Origin of the sequence: Geodermatophilus sp. YIM 151500 (assembly GCF_025716945.1) — a bacterium.
GTDB lineage: Bacteria > Actinomycetota > Actinomycetes > Mycobacteriales > Geodermatophilaceae > YIM-151500.
Genome location: NZ_JAOVZT010000004.1, coordinates 157,883 through 174,913, shown reverse-complemented (window position 1 = coordinate 174,913; position 17,031 = coordinate 157,883). Strand labels below are relative to the sequence as shown.

At 73.4% G+C, this 17,031-nt stretch carries 16 protein-coding genes; 8 read left to right on the top strand and 8 right to left on the bottom strand.

Annotated features, from left to right (window positions below):
• Nucleotides 1-11 precede the first annotated feature (11 nt).
• Entirely contained in the window at nucleotides 12-1,484 is a 1,473-nt protein-coding gene (locus tag OF117_RS09180; protein WP_263552528.1) for a sigma 54-interacting transcriptional regulator, read from the bottom strand.
• Nucleotides 1,485-1,706: 222 nt separating this feature from the next.
• On the opposite strand from OF117_RS09180, the gene ilvA reads away from it, so the two are divergent.
• The 3 genes from ilvA to OF117_RS09165 all read left to right on the top strand — a co-directional run bounded on the left by ilvA (nucleotide 1,707) and on the right by OF117_RS09165 (nucleotide 5,006).
• Nucleotides 1,707-2,945: a threonine ammonia-lyase gene (gene ilvA, locus OF117_RS09175; RefSeq protein WP_263552527.1), complete on the top strand. Its 1,239-nt coding sequence runs from the start codon at nucleotides 1,707-1,709 to the stop codon at nucleotides 2,943-2,945.
• A gap of 250 nt (nucleotides 2,946-3,195) precedes the next feature.
• Entirely contained in the window at nucleotides 3,196-4,200 is a 1,005-nt protein-coding gene (locus tag OF117_RS09170; protein ID WP_263552526.1) for an ATP-binding cassette domain-containing protein, read from the top strand.
• Complete coding sequence (locus OF117_RS09165; protein WP_263552525.1) at nucleotides 4,197-5,006, top strand: ABC transporter permease; 810 nt, start codon at nucleotides 4,197-4,199, stop codon at nucleotides 5,004-5,006. Before OF117_RS09170 ends, OF117_RS09165 begins: the two co-directional genes overlap by 4 nt.
• A gap of 366 nt (nucleotides 5,007-5,372) precedes the next feature.
• Here the strand turns inward: OF117_RS09165 and OF117_RS09160 are convergent, their stop codons facing one another.
• Together OF117_RS09160 and greA are read right to left on the bottom strand one after the other, a co-directional pair.
• Nucleotides 5,373-5,759: an RNHCP domain-containing protein gene (locus OF117_RS09160; RefSeq protein WP_263552524.1), complete on the bottom strand. Its 387-nt coding sequence runs from the start codon at nucleotides 5,757-5,759 to the stop codon at nucleotides 5,373-5,375.
• 11 nt (nucleotides 5,760-5,770) lie between these two features.
• On the bottom strand, nucleotides 5,771-6,274 hold the full coding sequence (gene greA / locus OF117_RS09155; RefSeq protein WP_263552523.1) for a transcription elongation factor GreA: 504 nt from the start codon (nucleotides 6,272-6,274) through the stop codon (nucleotides 5,771-5,773).
• 212 nt (nucleotides 6,275-6,486) lie between these two features.
• Here greA and mca point away from each other — a divergent pair, with 212 nt between their 5' ends.
• Together mca and OF117_RS09145 are read left to right on the top strand one after the other, a co-directional pair.
• Nucleotides 6,487-7,374 carry a mycothiol conjugate amidase Mca gene (gene mca / locus OF117_RS09150; RefSeq protein WP_263552522.1) on the top strand — a complete coding sequence of 296 codons (888 nt, stop codon included), beginning with the start codon at nucleotides 6,487-6,489 and terminating at the stop codon, nucleotides 7,372-7,374.
• Nucleotides 7,371-7,703, top strand: a complete 333-nt coding sequence (locus OF117_RS09145) for a hypothetical protein (RefSeq protein WP_263552521.1) — start codon at nucleotides 7,371-7,373, stop codon at nucleotides 7,701-7,703. The genes mca and OF117_RS09145 overlap by 4 nt, the downstream gene beginning before the upstream one ends.
• 85 nt (nucleotides 7,704-7,788) lie before the next feature.
• Here the strand turns inward: OF117_RS09145 and OF117_RS09140 are convergent, their stop codons facing one another.
• Nucleotides 7,789-8,358, bottom strand: coding sequence for a hypothetical protein (locus OF117_RS09140; protein ID WP_263552520.1), 570 nt, complete (start codon nucleotides 8,356-8,358; stop codon nucleotides 7,789-7,791).
• Between the two features lie 283 nt (nucleotides 8,359-8,641).
• On the opposite strand from OF117_RS09140, the gene OF117_RS09135 reads away from it, so the two are divergent.
• Together OF117_RS09135 and glpK (OF117_RS09130) are read left to right on the top strand one after the other, a co-directional pair.
• Nucleotides 8,642-9,385, top strand: coding sequence for an IclR family transcriptional regulator (locus OF117_RS09135; RefSeq protein ID WP_263552519.1), 744 nt, complete (start codon nucleotides 8,642-8,644; stop codon nucleotides 9,383-9,385).
• A 26-nt stretch (nucleotides 9,386-9,411) separates the two neighbouring features.
• Entirely contained in the window at nucleotides 9,412-10,926 is a 1,515-nt protein-coding gene (gene glpK, locus OF117_RS09130) for a glycerol kinase GlpK (protein ID WP_263552518.1), read from the top strand.
• Nucleotides 10,927-10,954: 28 nt separating this feature from the next.
• Here the strand turns inward: glpK (OF117_RS09130) and OF117_RS09125 are convergent, their stop codons facing one another.
• Genes OF117_RS09125 through OF117_RS09115 form a run of 3 tightly spaced genes read right to left on the bottom strand, consistent with a single transcriptional unit; the run spans nucleotide 10,955 to nucleotide 15,139 of the window.
• Nucleotides 10,955-12,673, bottom strand: a complete 1,719-nt coding sequence (locus OF117_RS09125; protein ID WP_263552517.1) for a glycerol-3-phosphate dehydrogenase/oxidase — start codon at nucleotides 12,671-12,673, stop codon at nucleotides 10,955-10,957.
• A 49-nt stretch (nucleotides 12,674-12,722) separates the two neighbouring features.
• The gene (gene glpK, locus OF117_RS09120) at nucleotides 12,723-14,240 is read right to left on the bottom strand and encodes a glycerol kinase GlpK (protein WP_263552516.1); all 1,518 of its coding nucleotides are present in this window, start codon (nucleotides 14,238-14,240) and stop codon (nucleotides 12,723-12,725) included.
• Nucleotides 14,237-15,139, bottom strand: coding sequence for an MIP/aquaporin family protein (locus tag OF117_RS09115; RefSeq protein WP_263552515.1), 903 nt, complete (start codon nucleotides 15,137-15,139; stop codon nucleotides 14,237-14,239). Before OF117_RS09115 ends, glpK (OF117_RS09120) begins: the two co-directional genes overlap by 4 nt.
• A 294-nt stretch (nucleotides 15,140-15,433) precedes the next feature.
• Here OF117_RS09115 and OF117_RS09110 point away from each other — a divergent pair, with 294 nt between their 5' ends.
• Nucleotides 15,434-15,955 (top strand): phosphate-starvation-inducible PsiE family protein, encoded by a 522-nt coding sequence (locus tag OF117_RS09110; RefSeq protein ID WP_263552514.1) that lies wholly within the window; start codon nucleotides 15,434-15,436, stop codon nucleotides 15,953-15,955.
• A 19-nt stretch (nucleotides 15,956-15,974) separates the two neighbouring features.
• On the opposite strand, the gene OF117_RS09105 is transcribed toward OF117_RS09110, so the two are convergent.
• Entirely contained in the window at nucleotides 15,975-16,928 is a 954-nt protein-coding gene (locus tag OF117_RS09105) for a sugar phosphate isomerase/epimerase (RefSeq protein ID WP_263552513.1), read from the bottom strand.
• Nucleotides 16,929-17,031 lie beyond the last annotated feature (103 nt).

Below are 17,031 nucleotides of genomic sequence, written 5' to 3'. Positions count from 1 at the left end.
CTCCCTCGCTGTCATGCGCCGTAGATCGTCCGCGTGCCGTCGGTGTCCTTGGCCAGCCGGCGGGTCAGGTAGAGGCCCTCGAGCGCGAACTCCACCGCGGCGGCCGCCTGTTCCGCCGACTGCTCGCCCTCGGGCACACCGAGCCGGCCGAGCAGCTCGGCCAGCCGCGGGATCGTGCCCAGCTGGCCGAGCAGCGCCGGCGCGGGCACCAGCTCGCCGGTCTCGACGGTCTCCCCGCCGGTGAAGTGCTCCTGCAACCCCGACAGGTCCAGCCCGGCGCACCGGGCGCGGAAGGTCTGCGCGGTCGCCTGGCGGAGCAGGTGCTCGAGCAGCTCGAGCTCGCGCTCGTCGTCCGGGTCCGCCCCGGAGTCGGCGAACTCCACCTTGCCGCGGCTGGCCGGCACGATGGTGGGCAGGTCGACGACCCGCGCCACCGGCCGGGTCTCGCCCGCGACGGCCGCCCGACGGACGGCCGAGGCGGCGATGGTCTCCAGCCCGGCGATGCCGAAGCGGGCGCTGACGCCCGACCGGGTGTCGACGTGGCTGGACTCGCGGACCAGCCGGGTGTAGCGGGCGATGATCTCCACCAGGTGCTCGGGGACGACGGGCTTGGAGAGGTGCCCGTCGGTCGTGCCGGGCCGCCAGGAGAGCCCGGCCTCCTGGTGCAGCAGGCGGATCTCGTCGGCCAGGTCGATCGGGTAGTGGGTGCGCACCTCGGCGCCGAACCGGTCCTTGAGCGGGGTGATGATCCGGCCGCGGTTGGTGTAGTCCTCGGGGTTGGCGCTGGCGACCAGCAGCAGGTCCAGCGGGAGCCGCACCCGGTAGCCGCGGATCTGGATGTCGCGCTCCTCCAGCACGTTGAGCAGCGCCACCTGGATCCGCTCGGCCAGGTCGGGCAGCTCGTTGACGCTGAAGATGCCGCGGTTGGTGCGGGGGACCAGCCCGTAGTGCACGGTCTCCGGGTCGCCCAGCGTGCGGCCCTCCGCGACCTTGATCGGGTCGACGTCGCCGATGAGGTCGCCGACGCTGGTGTCCGGGGTGGCCAGCTTCTCGCCGAACCGGTCGCTGCGGTGCACCCAGCCCACCGGGGTGGAATCGCCGTGCTCGGCGATCTGCCGGTGCGCCCACGCGCTGATCGGGTGCAGCGGGTGCTCGTTCAGCTCGCTGCCGACCAGCACCGGGGTCCACTCGTCCAGCAGTCCGATCAACGTCCGGATCAGCCGCGTCTTGCCCTGGCCGCGCTCACCGAGCAGCACCAGGTCGTGCCCGGCGATGAGGGCCCGCTCGACCTCGGGGATCACGGTGTCCTCGAAGCCGACCATGCCGGGCAGGCTCGGCTCACCGGCACCCAGCCGGGCGAGCAGGTTGGCGCGGATCTCGGCCTTGACCGGCCGGAAGTCGGCTCCGCTCGCGCGCACGTCGCCGAGGGTCGTGGGGGTGGGGGGACTGCTTGCCTGGGCGGCCACGTCCGTCACCTCAGCCACGGTACGACGACACGGTCGTCCTCCGGACTCCTCCCGCGGCCAATTTCCGTCCCCGGCCGCGCGGAGCCCATCCTCGCGTCCCCGCCGGGACCCTCCGGGCCCGCGACGGGTCCGCGACGGTCCACGGGTCCCACCCGCCGTCCCAGGGCCACCCGGCTCCGTGGGGGTGCGCGGGCCGTGCGGGTCCGCCGCGCCCGGCCGCGGCCCTGCGATGATCGCGGCGTGTCCGTCAGCGACCGTCCCGGAGGGGACGTGCCCCTGGTCAGCGGTGCGGACGTCGAGGCCGCGGCGCGGCTGCTCGACGGCGTCGTCCGGCAGACGCCGCTGGAACACTCGCGCGGACTGGCCGACCGGGTCGGCGGCCCCGTGTGGCTCAAGTGCGAGAACCTCCAGCGCACCGGGTCGTTCAAGATCCGCGGCGCGTACACCCGGATCGCCCGGCTGACCGACGAGGAGCGCGCCGGCGGCGTGGTCGCCGCCAGCGCCGGCAACCACGCCCAGGGGGTGGCCCTCGCCGCCCGGTTGCTCGGCACCCGGGCGACGGTCTTCATGCCCGAGACCGCGCCGCTGCCCAAGGTGGCGGCCACCCGCGGCTACGGTGCCGAGATCCACATGTGCGGGCAGTCGCTGGTGGAGCCGCTGCGCGCGGCCGCCGAGCACGCCGAGCGGACCGGGTCGGTGTTCATCCACCCCTTCGACCACCCCGACGTCATCGCCGGGCAGGGGACCGTCGGCCTGGAGATCCTCGACCAGTGCCCCGACACGGCCACGGTCGTGGTCTGCACCGGTGGCGGCGGACTCGTGTCGGGCATCGCCGCGGCCGTGCGGCACCGGAGACCCGACGTCCGCGTGGTGGCCGTGCAGGCCGCCGCGGCCGCGGCGTTCCCCGGGTCGCTGGCGGCCGGGCGACCGGTGCCCCTGACCGGGATGTCGACGATGGCCGACGGCATCGCCGTCGCGGCCCCGGGCGACCTGACGCTCGCCCACGTCCGGGCCCAGGTCGACGAGGTGCGGACGGTCAGCGAGGAGGACCTCTCCCGCGCGCTGCTGTTCTGCCTCGAGCGGGCGAAGCTGGTCGTGGAACCGGCCGGGGTGGCCGCGGTCGCCGCCGTCCTCGCCGATCCGGCCGCCTTCGCCCCGCCGGTCGTCGCCGTGGTCTCCGGCGGCAACATCGACCCGGTGCTGCTGCTCAAGGTGGTGCAGCACGGCATGGCCGCCGCCGGCCGGTACCTGTCGCTGCGGCTGCGCGTGCCCGACCGCCCCGGCTCGCTGGCCGCGGTGCTCACCGAGCTCGCCGCGGTCGGCGCCAACGTCCTCGAGGTCGAGCACGAGCGGACGGGGACCCGGCTGGACGTCGGCGAGGTCGAGGTCTTCGTCGTCGTCGAGACGCGCGGCCCCGAGCACGCCGAGGACGTCGTCGCGGCGCTGCGGCGCGCCGGCTACGCCGTCACGCCGGATTGAGCGAGCCGCCGCGCCGGATCGAGGGCGGCAGCCGGACGGTCGGGAATGGCGCGGGCACCGGCGCCGTTGACGAGCCCGCCGTGCTGGTCGGCAGGGCCCGGGCGATGAGTCGCCGGAGGCCGGGCCGTCCCCTCCCGGGGAGACGCCGCGCCGGCCGGCGCGGGCCACCGGCAACGTGGAGGAGAAACGTGGGCGACCACATCGCAGATGAGTTCGGGAACGGTCGGTACCCCGGCCTAGCGTGGCCGGCATGACCGACGCGATCGTCGTCGAGGGTCTGGTCAAACGCTTCGGCACGACCACCGCCCTCGCTGGAGTGGACCTGACCGTCACCGAGGGCTCGGTGCTCGGCCTGCTGGGCCCGAACGGCGCCGGCAAGACCACGGTGGTGCGCATCCTGACCACGCTGCTGGCCGCCGACGCCGGGCGCGCGGAGGTGCTCGGCCTCGACGTTGCCCGCGACGCCGACGCCGTCCGCGCGTCCATCGGCCTCACCGGGCAGTACGCCGCGGTCGACGAGTACCTCACCGGCTTCGAGAACCTGGAGATGGTCGGCCGGCTCTACCGGCTGCCGCGGCGGGAGGCGAGGTCGCGCGCCCGCGAGCTGCTGGAGCGCTTCGACCTCACCGACGCGGCCGACCGCCCGGCCAAGACGTACTCCGGTGGCATGCGCCGGCGGCTCGACATCGCCGCCTCGCTGATCGCCAGGCCGCGGGTGCTCTTCCTCGACGAGCCGACCACCGGCCTCGACCCGCGCAGCCGGCTGGGCATGTGGGAGTTCATCGCCGACCTCGCCGACGGCGGCACGACCATCCTGCTCACCACCCAGTACCTCGAGGAGGCCGACCGGCTCGCCGACCGCATGGTGGTCATCGACCACGGGCGGGTGATCGCCCGTGGCACGGGCGACGAGCTGAAGGAGCAGGTGGGTGGCCGTCGGCTGGAGCTGACCCTGGCCCGCGCGGCCGACCTGGGGCCGGTCGCCGAGCGGCTGCGCTCCCTGGCGCTCGACGAGCCGCACCTCGACGAGCAGACCCGGAAGCTGAGCCTGCCGGTCAGCGGTGGGGTCGACGTGATCAGCGAGGCCGTGCGCCGGCTCGACGGCAACGGTTTCGAGGTGCTCGACCTCGGGCTGCGCCGTCCCGACCTCGACGACGTCTTCCTCACCCTCACCGGCCACGCCGCCGAGGAGGCGCGGGCCGGCGGGGAGACCGCGCAGCCCGAGCCGGCCACGACGGGAGGGGCGCTCCGATGAGCGCCACGCTGGTCCAGACGCTCGCCGACAGCGCGGTGATCACGAAGCGCAACCTGATCAAGGTCAAGCGGGTGCCCGACCTGATCGTGTTCGCCACGCTGTCGCCGATCATGTTCGTGCTGCTGTTCCGGTACGTGTTCGGGGGCGCGATCAACCTGCCGCCCGACATCAACTACGCGGAGTTCCTGCTGCCCGGCATCTTCGCCCAGACCGTCGTGTTCGGCTCGACGGTCACCGGTGCCAGCATCGCGGAGGACCTGCAGAAGGGGCTCATCGACCGCTTCCGCTCGCTGCCGATGTCCCGCTCCTCGGTGCTGGTCGGGCGCACGGTCGCCGACCTCGGCCTGAACGCCATCTCCATCGTGGTCATGGCGATCACCGGCCTGATCGTCGGCTGGCGGATCAACTCCTCCTTCGGGGAGGCGGTCGGCGGCTTCCTGATCCTGCTGGTGTTCGCGTTCTCCATCTCGTGGCTGATGGCCATGGTCGGCCTGCTGGTGCGGACGCCGGAGGTGGTCAACAACGCGAGCTTCATCGTGATCTTCCCGCTGACCTTCGTCGCCAACACGTTCGTGCCGCTGGAGACCTTCCCCTCGGTGCTGCGCACCTTCGCCGAGTGGAACCCCGTCTCGGCCGTGGTGCAGGCCGCACGGGAGCTGTTCGGCAACACGTCGGAGATCGTGCCGGTCCCCGACGTGTGGTCGCTGCAGAACCCGGTGCTCTACACGCTGCTCTGGACGGCGATCTTCCTGGCGGCGTTCGTGCCGCTGGCCGTCCGCGCCTACCAGCGCACCGCGAGCCGCTGACGGGCGCGGCCGGCTGCCGCTGAGCGCGCGGTCGCCGTCCGCCGCCGGCCGCCGCCGCGGAGGCGGAACGACCAGGGTAGGCCCGCACGTCGTGGGCCTGCCCTGGTCGCGTCGGGGGGCCGCGGCAGGCTCGCCGAGGCGCCGCTCGGTGGCCGCAGCACCCTCGCCGGGGCACTCCTGCGGCGTTCGCGCCGGGCTCTGTCGCGGCGTCGCCGCTGGATCTGCGGTGCTGCACCGGCACCAGAGCAAAAGGAACACCGCAAGAGCCGGCCGGCCACCGGCGTCACGATGGGGAGCCGGCCCCGGCCACCGCCACGGCGCAGCAGGCCGGCTGCGGCACGCGCCGCAGCCGGCCGGCCGCCGCCGTCACAGCCAGGGGAGGGCGAGCACAGCATCGAGGTCGTCGGGAGCCGCGCCGTCGCGGACCAGGCGGTTGGGCTGCCGGTGGCCGCAGGCCGTGCAGCGGTGCACGACCTGCCAGCCCTTGCCCGACTTCTCCACCAGCCCGATGGGTGCCATCGGCGCTCCGCACTCGCTCGCCCGGTCGCCCGGCATCTCGTCGACGTGCAGCGACCACAGGCAGGACGGGCAGTGGTTGCGGTAGTGCCCGTCGGTGTTCGCCGGAACGTCGGCGGCGCAGTGCACGCAGGTGAAACCGGTGTTCTCCACCCGCCGGGAGCGGGCCCGACCGGCGCGGGCCGGGCCCTCGACCGCGGGCTCCCGTGCCCGGTCGGCCCAGGTCACGTCGGCCACGAGCGCCTCCGTCAGGGGACGAAGGGCTCGACCTTGACGACCTCGACGGTGATCTCGCGTCCGTTGGGCGCCTGGTAGGTCACCGACGTGCCGGGTGCGGCGCCGAGGATGGCCGAACCGAGGGCGGACTCCGGCGAGTAGACGGTGAGGTCGGTCGTGCCGGCGATCTCGCGGGAGCCGAGGAGGAATTTCTCCTCCTCGTCCTCGCCCTGGAACTTGATGGTGATGACCGTGCCGGTCTCGGCCGTCGTCGCCGTCGTGGGCGGCTGGCCGACGCGCGCCTTGCGCAGCAGGTCGGACAGCTGCCGGATCCGGGCCTCCTGCTTGCCCTGCTCGTCCTTGGCGGCGTGGTACCCGCCGTTCTCGCGGAGGTCGCCCTCCTCACGACGAGCGTTGATCTCGGCGGCCATCGCGGGCCGGGCCGCCACCAACTGGTCGAGCTCGGCCTTCAACCGGTCGTGGGCCTCCTGGGTCAGCCAGATGCCCTGGTCGCGCTCGTCAGTGGGGGTGGACACGAGGGGGTACTCCAACGCACTCGGGTGGCCGGCCCCCGGACGGGACCGACCGCTGCTCGATCCGGCCAAGCTAACACCGCGGCCGCCTCCGTCGCACCGACGAGGGCGGCGGCGGAGGAACCGGAACCGTACCGGATCGTGCCGCTTGGTGGTGACCTCGGTCACCCGCCCGGGCGGGCTGCGCTGTCGTCCCCTCGGGGGACAATGCCTGCGTGACCGCACCCGACCAGCTGCGTCTGCTCGCCGTCCACGCCCATCCCGACGACGAGTCCAGCAAGGGCGCCGCGACCATGGCCAAGTACGTCGCCGAGGGGGTCCGCGTGCTGGTCGCCACCTGTACCGGCGGCGAGCGCGGGTCGGTGCTCAACCCCGCGATGGACCGGCCCGAGGTGTGGGAGCGGCTGCCCGAGATCCGGGTCGAGGAGATGGCCCGGGCCCGGGCGATCCTGGGCGTGGAGCAGGAGTTCCTCGGCTTCGTCGACTCCGGCCTCCCCGAGGGCGACCCGCTGCCCCCGCTGCCGGAGGGCTGCTTCGCCCTGGTGCCGCTCGAGGAGGCGGCGGCCCCCCTCGTCGAGCTGATCCGCCGGTTCCAGCCGCAGGTCATCACCACCTACGACGAGCGCGGCGGCTATCCGCACCCCGACCACATCAAGACCCACGAGATCTCGGTGCACGCGTTCGAGGCCGCCGGCGACCCCGACCGGTACCCCGGACTGGGTGAGCCCTGGCAGCCGAGCAAGCTCTACTACCACATGAGTTTCACGCTGCCGCGCACCAAGGCGCTGCACGAGGCGATGCTCGCCACCGGCGCCGACTCGCCCTACGGCGAGTGGCTCGACAACTGGGACCCGGCGCACGACATCTCCCACCGGGTGACCACCCGGGTGCCCTGCGGCGAGTACTTCCCGGTGCGCGACGCCGCCCTGATCGCGCACGCGACCCAGATCGACCCCGAGGGCCGCTGGTTCGCCTGCCCGATCGTGACGCAGCAGCAGGTCTGGCCGACCGAGGACTACGAGCTGGCCCGCTCGCTCGTCGACACGCCCGTTCCGGAGTCCGACCTGTTCGCCGGGATCCGCAGCGAGGTGGGCGTGCGATGACCGCGGGCATCGGTCCCGAGCTGCTCGCCGCCGCCGGCGACCAGCTCCCCGAGGACGTCGGCAAGGCCGGGCCGCTCGGCCTGCTCCTCACGGTGGTGCTCCTCGTCGCGATCCTGCTGCTGGTGAAGTCGATGACCCGGCACCTCAAGCGGGTGCCGCGCAGCTTCGACCCGGAGGACCAGGAGCCCGACGTGGTCGTGCCCGACACGCCCGCGGAGCTGGTCGACCCGCAGCCCGGCCAGCAGCTGCTCGACGACCTCCGCCGGGCGCCGCGCGCCATCGAGCCGCCGCGTGACCATCCGCGCTCGGATGGCGACGCTGACCGCTGAGCGTCGCGGCACCGCCGCGCCCCCGTCTTCCGACCGACGCGGTGACGCCGCCCCGGCCGGGGCCGGAGCGGCGTCGGTGGTGCTGCTACCAGCGGTGCGCGACGTCGATCACCAGTCGCGCGCTGTCGCCGGGGCCGCCACCCTCCAGGGTGTGGACGCGGAACGGCAGCCGGGCCCGCACGCCGAGCCCGATCACCGACTGGGCCTCGAACGAGTGGCCCCACGAGACCTGGCGGAACGTGGTGAATCCTGCGACGTCCTCCGCCGCGGCGTCGACCGGAGGATCGAACGTCGCGTTGCCCTGCCCGTCGTGGCCGTGCGCGGTGACGACGATCTCCAGGTCGGCCGCTCCGCGCAGCGGCAGCGGGTCGCCGGTGCCCACCTCGCGGACCGTGGGCACGTAGCCCACCCGCCACTGGACGTCGGCGTCCGCTCCGTGGCCGAGGTCGACGACCAGGCGGTCGAAGCACGCATGACGGCCGGCGCGCAGCTCCGTCAGAGCGCCGACGTCCGCCGTGCTCGAGCCGCCGGCCTCGGCCCGCGACCCCCACGTGATGCCGCAGTAGGGCTCCGTGGCCTGCGCGGGGGTCGCCGTGAGGACGGCGACGGGCACGATCGCGAGGGTCAGCAGGGAGCGGATGCGGGTGGCGTTCATGGAGTCCCCCTTGGTGAGTTGTCCGCCATGGGTAGGATCTGCCGACGGATCACCGTGCACCAGGGTGCGCGAGATGCATCGTAGCCAATGACTGACCCAGGCTCTGGGCAGAAAGCGACACCACTCGCCGGCTGCAGAGCAGCTGCTTTGGTCACCTTTGACAAGACGACACGATGGCTCACCCTGCGTCATGACGCCCCGGTGGCGGGGGGCTCGTCGAGCACGCTGCGAGGGGATCGCGTTCCGTTTGCCCACGTCGCCGCGTCCGGCGACAGAATGAGCCGTGCCCGGCCCCGTCCAGTCGATCGAGCGGGCCGCAGCCGTGCTCGAGTTGCTGTCGGCGGCATCGGAGCTGGGCGTCACCGAGCTCGCCGAGTCGCTCGGTCTCGCCAAGAGCACGACCCATGGGATCCTGCGCACGCTGTGCGACGTCGGCCTGGTCGACCAGGACCGGCGGACCGGCCGCTACCGCGTCGGGCGCGGCCTCACCGAGCTGGGGGCAGCGTCGGTCGACGTGCACCAGCTGCGCAGCCTGGCCGCGAACTGGCTCGACGCCCTCGCCGTGCACACGGGGGAGGCGGTGCGGCTGGCCGTCGCGCTGGACGGCCGGCTGGTCGTCGTCCACCACGTCTTCCGGCCCGACGACAGCCGGCAGGTGCTGGAGGTCGACAGCACCCGGCCGCCGCACGCCTGCGCACTGGGCAAGGTGCTGCTGGCCAACGGCGCGCAGCTGGCCACCGACCTGTCGCCCTTCACCCGGCGGACGGTGGTCGACCCGGCCGCGCTGCGGGCCGAGCTGGCCACCGTCCGGCACCGTGGCTACGCCGTCGAGGTGGAGGAACGGGTCCCGGGCGAGGCCGGCGTCGCCCGCCCGGTCCGCGGTCGCGGGGGGCGCGTCATCGCGGCCGCGGGCGTCACCGGGGCGCCGGAGCGGTTGCTCGACCGTTCGGGCCTGCCGCACGCGAAGTTGCTGCGGCAGCTGGAGGACGCCGTGCAGGCGGTGACCCGCGAGCTCGCGGCCGCATGACCCCCCACCGAGCGGGAGGCTGCTGAGTGGCCGGCCGCCACGTGCTCGCCATCGACCAGGGCACCAACTCGACCCGGTGCATCGTGTTCGACCAGGCGGCGCGCTTCGTCTCCGTGGCGCAGGTGGAGCACCGGCAGTTCCACCCCCGCCCCGGGTGGGTCGAGCACGACCCGATGGAGATCTGGGCGAACGTGGCCCGGGTCGTGCCGCAGGCCCTGCACCGCGCCGGGCTGTCGCTGGACGACGTGGTCGCCCTCGGCATCGCCAACCAGCGCGAGACGGTGGTCGCCTGGGACCGGCGGACCGGTCGCCCGCTGGACCGCGCGATCGTGTGGCAGGACGTGCGCACCGCCGACCGGGTCGACCAGCTGGCCGCCGACGGCTTCGCGGACGTCGCCCGCCGGCGGTGCGGCCTGCCGCTGGCGTCCTACTTCGCCGGTCCCCGGATGGCCTGGCTGCTCGACGCCCACCCGGGCGCGCGCCGGGCGGCGGACCGCGGTGAGCTGCTGCTCGGGACGATGGAGTCCTGGCTGATCTGGAACCTCACCGGCGGTCCGGCCGGCGGCCGGCACGTCACCGACGTGACCAACGCCAGCCGCACCATGCTCATGGACCTGCGCACGCTGGCCTGGGACGACGAGCTGCTCGACGCGGTCGGGGTGCCGCGGGCGGCGCTGCCGGAGATCCGCCCCACCATGGAGGTCTACGGGACGGCGACCGCCGTGGCCCCCGGCGTGCCCATCGCCGCCGCGCTCGGCGACCAGCAGGCGGCGCTGTTCGGGCAGACCTGCTTCGCGCCCGGGGAGGCCAAGTGCACCTTCGGCACCGGCGCGTTCCTCCTGCTCACCACCGGGACCGAGCCGGCGACGTCGACGCACGGGCTGATCACCACGCCGGCCTACCAGGTCGACGGCGAGCCCCCGGTGTACGCCCTGGAGGGCTCCATCGCCGTCGCCGGCTCCCTCGTGCAGTGGTTCCGCGACAGCCTCGGCCTGATCCGCAGCGCCCCGGAGATCGAGACGCTGGCCCGCACCGTGGAGGACAACGGCGGCTGCTACATCGTGCCGGCCTTCGCCGGGCTGTTCGCCCCGCACTGGCGCAGCGACGCGCGCGGCGTCGTCGTCGGGCTCACCGGCTACATCACCAAGGGCCACCTGGCCCGCGCCGTCCTGGAGGCGACGGCCTGGCAGACCCGCGAGGTCGTCGACGCGATGCTCGCCGACTCCGGCCTGGAACTGTCCGAGCTCAAGGTCGACGGCGGCATGACCGCCGACCACCTGCTCATGCAGACCGTCGCCGACGTGCTCGGCGTCCCGGTGGCCCGGCCGATGGTGGCCGAGACGGTGTCGCTCGGCGCCGCGTACGCGGCCGGGCTGTCGTCGGGCCTGTGGCCGCACCGCGAGGTGCTTCGCCGGCACTGGCACCGGGCGGGCGAGTGGCTGCCGACGGCGAGCGAGCAGTGGCGCGAGGAGGGCTACGCCGACTGGCGGCACGCCGTCCAGCGCAGCCTCGGCTGGGTGCGGGAGGGGCGGTCGCGTTGACCGCCCCTCCCGGGCACCCACCGTCCGGTCAGGCGGTGGCGGAGAGCACGATCTCCTTCGCCTTCAGCCGGGCGGCGTCGGCCGACTCGTCGTCGGGCAGCTCCTGGGACGCGCGCTCGGCGGCCACCCGCTCCCGGTAGGCCTGGACCTCCTTCTCCCGCCGGTCGGCCGACCAGCCGAGCACCTCGCCCATCAGCTCGGCCACCACCGGCGCCGCGGCCAGCCCGCGGTCCCAGCTCTCGATCGAGATGCGGGTCCGCCGGGTGAGGAAGTCGTCGAGGTGACGGGCGCCCTCCGCCCGGGCCGAGTAAACGGCCTCGGCCCGCAGGTAGTCGTCGGCCTCGGGCAGCGGCTCGGCGAGGGACCGGTCGGCCTCGACCAGGGCGAGCACCTCCTCGGTCAGCGCCCCGTACCGGTGCAGCAGGTGCTCGACCCGGGCCACGTGCAGCCCGGACCGCTGGGCCAGCACGTGCCGCTGGTTCCACGGCGCCGGCCAGCCGACCGCACCGAGCAGCGGCACGTTCTCGGTGACCGAGGGCCCCACGTGCCGGTCCAGCCCGCGGCCGGCCTCGTCGACGGCGTCCTCGGCCATCACGCGGTAGGTCGTGTACTTGCCGCCCGCCACCATGACGAGCCCCGGCGCCGGATGGGCGACGGTGTGCTCCCGCGACAGCTTCGAGGTGCTGTCGGACTCACCGGACAGCAGCGGCCGCAGCCCGGCGTAGACCCCCTCCACGTCCTCCCGCGTCAGCGGCGTGGTGAGCACGCTGTTGACCTTCTCGAGGACGTACTCGATGTCGGCCGCGGTCGCCGCCGGGTGCGCCTTGTCGAGGGTCCACGGGGTGTCGGTCGTGCCGACGATCCAGTGCCGGCCCCACGGGATGACGAACAGCACGCTCTTCTCGGTGCGCAGGATCATCCCGGTGGAGGAGTGGATGCGGTCGCGGGGGACCACCAGGTGCACGCCCTTGCTCGCCTTCACGCGGATCTGGCCGCGCTCGCCGACCATGGCCTGGGTGTCGTCGGTCCACACCCCGGTGGCATTGATCACCTGCCGGGCGCGCACCTCGGTGGTGCGGCCGCTGTCGGTGTCCTCCAGAACGGCACCGACGACCCGTTCGCCCTCCTTGAGGAAGGACGTCACGCGGGCCCGGTTGGCCGCCAGTGCCCCGTAGGCCACCGCCGTCCGGACGATCTCCATCGTGTGCCGGGCGTCGTCGATCTGGGCGTCGTAGTAGCGGATGGCGCCCACCAGCGCGTCGTTGCGCAGGGCCGGCGCCATCCGCCGCGCACCGCGGCGGGTCAGGTGCCGGTGCCAGGGCAGTCCGGCCCGCTTCCCCGATGCCCAGGCCATCAGGTCGTACAGCGCGATGCCGGACCCGACGTACCACCGCTCCCAGCCCCGCTTCTTGATGGGGTACAGGAAGGAGACCGGGCGGACCAGGTGGGCGGCCAGCCGCTCCAGGATCAGGCCGCGCTCGCGCAGCGCCTCGAAGACCAGCGCGAAGTCCAGCATCTCCAGGTAGCGCAGGCCCCCGTGCACCAGCTTGCTGGAGCGGCTGGACGTGCCGCTGGCCCAGTCGCGGGCCTCGACCAGGCCGACCCGGAGCCCGCGGGTGGCCGCGTCGAGGGCGCACCCCGCGCCGACCACGCCGCCGCCCACGACCAGGACGTCGAGCTCGGGCCCCTCGGACATCCGGCGCAGCGCCTCGGTGCGCGCGGCGTCGGACAGGTCTGCAGAAATCACGTGTTCCTCGTCTCCTCGCGCGTCGGTCGACCTCGAGCAGCGTGCGCGATCAGTCGACCTCCACCCAGTCCAGTGTCCGCTGCACGGCCTTCTTCCACCCGGCGTGGCCGGCCGCGCGCTGCTCGTCGTCCCACTGCGGCTCCCAGCGCTTGTCCTCGGCCCAGTTCTGCCGCAGGTCGTCGGTGCCCGACCAGAACCCGCAGGCCAGGCCGGCCGCGTAGGCGGCCCCCAGCGCGGTGGTCTCGGCGACCACCGGGCGGCTGACCGGGACGCCGAGGATGTCGGCCTGCATCTGCATGCACAGCTCGTTGGCGGTCACCCCGCCGTCGACCTTCAGCACGTCGAGGCGGACGCCGGAGTCGGACTCCATGGCCTCGGCGACGTCGCGGCTCTGGTAGCAGATCGCCTCGAGCGTGGCCCGGGCGATGTGCGCGTTGTTGTTGTAGCGGGACAGCCCGACGATCGCGCCCCGGGCGTCGGAGCGCCAGTAGGGGGCGAACAGGCCGGAGAAGGCCGGCACGAAGTAGACGCCGCCGTTGTCCTCGACCTGCCGGGCCAGCGTCTCGCTCTGCTCGGCGCCCTTGATGATGCCGAGCTGGTCGCGGAGCCACTGCACGGCCGAGCCGGTGACGGCGATCGAGCCCTCGAGGGCGTACCGCTGCGGCTCGTCGCCGAACTTGTAGCAGACGGTGGTGAGCAGGCCGGCCTTCGAGCGCACCAGCTCGGTGCCGGTGTTGAGCAGCAGGAAGTTGCCGGTGCCGTAGGTGTTCTTGGCCTCGCCCGGGTCGAAGCAGACCTGGCCGACCATGGCCGCCTGCTGGTCGCCGAGCGCGGCGTTCAGCAGCACCTCGCCGCCGAGCGGGCCGTTCGCCAGGCTCCTGCCGTACCCCTGCGGGTCGGAGGAGGGTCGGATCTCCGGCAGCATCTGCCGGGGGATGCCGAAGAAGGACAGCAGCTCGTCGTCCCAGTCCAGCGTCTCGAGGTCCATGAGCATGGTGCGGGAGGCGTTGGTGACGTCGGTGACGTGCACGCCGCCGTCCTTGCCGCCGGTGAGGTTCCACAGCAGCCACGAGTCGGTGGTGCCGAACAGCGCGTCGCCGCTCTCGGCGAGCTCCCGCACGCCGTCGACGTTCTCCAGGATCCACTGGATCTTGCCGCCGGAGAAGTAGGTGGCCGGGGGCAGGCCCGCCCGGTGCCGGATGGTGTCGCCCCGGCCCTCGCGCTCGAGCCTGCTGGCGATCCGGTCGGTGCGGGTGTCCTGCCAGACGATCGCGTTGTACAGCGGCCGCCCGGTGCGCTTGTTCCAGACCACGGTGGTCTCGCGCTGGTTGGTGATGCCGACCGCGCCGAGGTCGTCCGGGCCGATCTTCAGCCTGTTCATCACCGTGCGGATGACCGACTCGGTGCGCTCCTGGATCTCGATCGGGTCGTGCTCCACCCATCCCGCCTGCGGCAGGATCTGCTCGTGCTCGAGCTGGTGGCGGGCCACCTCGCGTCCGTCGTGGTCGAAGACCATGAAGCGGGTGCTGGTGGTGCCCTGGTCGACTGCGCCGATGTAGTCGGTCATCGGTTCTGCTCCCTTCCCGTCCGTTCGGCGGGGCTGATGTGGTCCGCGTCCTGCGCGGCGTCGCTGTCGGCGGAGACGTGCTTGCCGTGGGCCTCGGGGTCGGAGACGACCCGGCCGACCTCCTGCTCCTCGGGGTGGGCGGACAGCGGGTTGCCGACGAGCAGCTCGTAGATCGCCGCCCCCAGCAGGCCGCCGATCAGCGGTCCGACGATGGGCACCCACCAGTACGGCGCACCGTCCGGTGTCACCCATGCGGTCTCGTAGCCGGTCAGCCAGGAGGCCAGCCGGGGGCCGAAGTCGCGGGCCGGGTTGATGGCGTAGCCGGCGTTGGAGCCGAAGGACAGGCCGATCGCCAGGACGACGAAGCCGATGATCAGTGGCGCCATGTTCGCCAGGGGCGGGTTGTTGCGCGCGTCGATGAGCACGAAGACGAGGAACACCAGCAGCGCGGTGCCGATGATCTGGTCGCGCAGGCCGTCGAAGGGCGTCAGCCCCTCGGCGGGCAGGGTCGAGAAGATGCCCTGGCTGGCCGACGTGGTGCCCGGGTCGACCGCCGCGATCGCCTCGTTGTAGTTCCACCGCACGATGAGCGCGGCGAGGAAGGCCGCGGCGACCTGCACCGACACGTAGGGCAGGACCTTGCCCCACGAGAACCCGCGGAAGGCGGCCAGGGCCAGGGTCACCGCCGGGTTGAGATGGGCGCCGCTGCCGCGGGCGGCGGTGTAGACGCCGAGCGCGACGGCGAAGCCCCAGCCGAAGGCGATGGTGTTGTAGTCGCCGGTCTGCCCGGCCACCACTTGGGCGACCACGCCGAGACCGAACAGGATCAGGATCATGGTTCCGGCGAACTCGACGAGCAGTTCGCCTGCCAGCGGACGCCGGCGCAACATCTCGATCATGTGCGTGCTCTCCGCGCCGGGCGGCCCCACCGGAACGCCCCATCGAGTCCGGTGCGGCCTCCCGACCTGCCAGGGGGGCGTGGGAGGCAGTCAACTCCGGGGAGACCTGCGTCACCACCCCTAGCCGTTCGACATCGTCGAACGACCGGTGAACGGGACCCTGACCCGATCGGTGAACACCTCGACCCCGACCGGGGGACGGCACCCTGACCGGTGGACGGCACCCTGACCCGAACGGGCGGGACGGCGCCCGGTCCGGCCCGCACCGGCCCCGCCGTCCGCCATGATCACCTCGTGGCCGAGCGGCGCAGGAGCGATCCCGAGCGCCGGGTGCCGCCGCCGGGCTTCGGGCGGCTGGGCACCCGGGTGCTCGAGATCGCCGAGAACGTGGTCTACGCCGGCATCGTGCTGTTCCTGGTGCTCGGCGCCGCCGTGCTCCTGGTGCTGGCCGGTCGCTCCACCTGGCGGGCGGCGACCTCCCTGCAGCAGTCGTCGGTGCTCGAGCTGCTCGACGTGCTCCTGCTCGTGTTCATCGTGGTGGAGCTGCTGTTCGCCGTCCGGTCGACGGTGGAGAAGCGCGAGCTGGTGGCCGAGCCGTTCCTGCTGGTCGGCATCATCGCCTCGATCAAGGAGATCGTCGTGCTGTCGGTCGAGGCGGCCGGCGTGGCCGGCGACGGCGCGCCGTTCGACGACCGGATGACCGAGATCGCGATCCTCGGCGTCCTCGTGCTGCTGCTCGGTCTCACCTCCTGGTTGCTGCGGCGCAAGGAGCGCGAGCCCATCGAGGGCGAGCGCGCCGACACCGCGGAGAAGTGACCCGGCGTCCGCCGCGACGTCAGACGCGGGTGGTCCGCAGCCCGCAGTCGCCGTAGTAGCGGCGGGTGCGGGTGGCGATCGGGAGGGGCGCGTCCACGGGGGCCGGGTACATGTCGTGCTCCACGATGGCCATCAGCGGGACGCCGAGGGCGTCGAGCTCGGCGAGCAGCGGCGGCATGTCCGGTTCGCCCTCCGTCGGCTCGACCATCGCGCCGTGCTGCACGGCCTGGGCGAACGACATGCCCTCGGCGCGGACCCTGGCCAGCACGTCGGGGGCCACCGACTTGAGGTGGACGTAGCCGATCCGATCCGGGTGCCTGGCCACGATCGCCCGGTTGTCGCCGCCGGCGTAGGCGACGTGGCCGGTGTCCAGGCAGAGGGAGACCGTGGCCGGATCGGTGAGCTCGAGGAATCGGGTGATGCGGTCCTCGGTGTCGACGTGGGCATCGGCGTGCGGGTGGAACATCTGCCGGACCCCGTACTCCTCGTGCAGGACGCGTCCGAGCTCGGAGTGGCCGTCGCCGAGCGCGGTCCACTGGTCGGCGGTGAGCTCGGCCGGTTCGAGCAGCTCACCGGTGTGCAGGTCGGTGTACATCGCCGGCAGCGTGACGAGGCAGGGCGCGTCCATGGCGGCGAGCAGCGCGGCGACCTGCCGGCACTCGGCCAGGGCCGCGGCGAGCGAGTCGCCGCCGCGGTGCAGGTGGGTGCCGGCGGTGGCGCCGGTCAGCGTCAGGCCGCGGCGACCGAGCTCGTCGCGCAGCTGCTCGGGATGGGTGGGGAGGTAGCCGAAGGGCCCGAGCTCGACGGCGGTGTACCCGGCGGCGGCGGCCTCGTCGAGGAACCGGTGCCAGGGGGTCTGCCGGGGGTCGTCGGGGAACCAGACGCCCCAGGAGTCCGGTGCCGTGCCGAGCCGCAGGTTGGTCAGGGTCGGCGCCGTCGGTCCGGACACCGTGCTGCTGCTGTCAGTGGTCATGTCGTTCCCCTCTCGTCGGCGGACGGGCTGGAAGGCAGCGGAGGTCGGGAAGGCAGGGAGCGGAGGTCGGGAAGGCAGGGAGCGGAGGTCGGGAAGGCAGGGA

Excerpts from the sequence above, each read along its gene's own strand:
- OF117_RS09170 (WP_263552526.1), top strand. The coding sequence starts at position 3,196 with ATGACCGACGCGATCGTCGTCGAGGGTCTGGTCAAACGCTTCGGCACG.
- OF117_RS09165 (WP_263552525.1), top strand. The coding sequence starts at position 4,197 with ATGAGCGCCACGCTGGTCCAGACGCTCGCCGACAGCGCGGTGATCACG.
- OF117_RS09145 (WP_263552521.1), top strand. The coding sequence starts at position 7,371 with ATGACCGCGGGCATCGGTCCCGAGCTGCTCGCCGCCGCCGGCGACCAG.
- OF117_RS09140 (WP_263552520.1), bottom strand. The coding sequence starts at position 8,358 with ATGAACGCCACCCGCATCCGCTCCCTGCTGACCCTCGCGATCGTGCCC.
- glpK (WP_263552516.1), bottom strand. The coding sequence starts at position 14,240 with ATGACCGACTACATCGGCGCAGTCGACCAGGGCACCACCAGCACCCGC.
- OF117_RS09115 (WP_263552515.1), bottom strand. The coding sequence starts at position 15,139 with ATGATCGAGATGTTGCGCCGGCGTCCGCTGGCAGGCGAACTGCTCGTC.
- OF117_RS09105 (WP_263552513.1), bottom strand. The coding sequence starts at position 16,928 with ATGACCACTGACAGCAGCAGCACGGTGTCCGGACCGACGGCGCCGACC.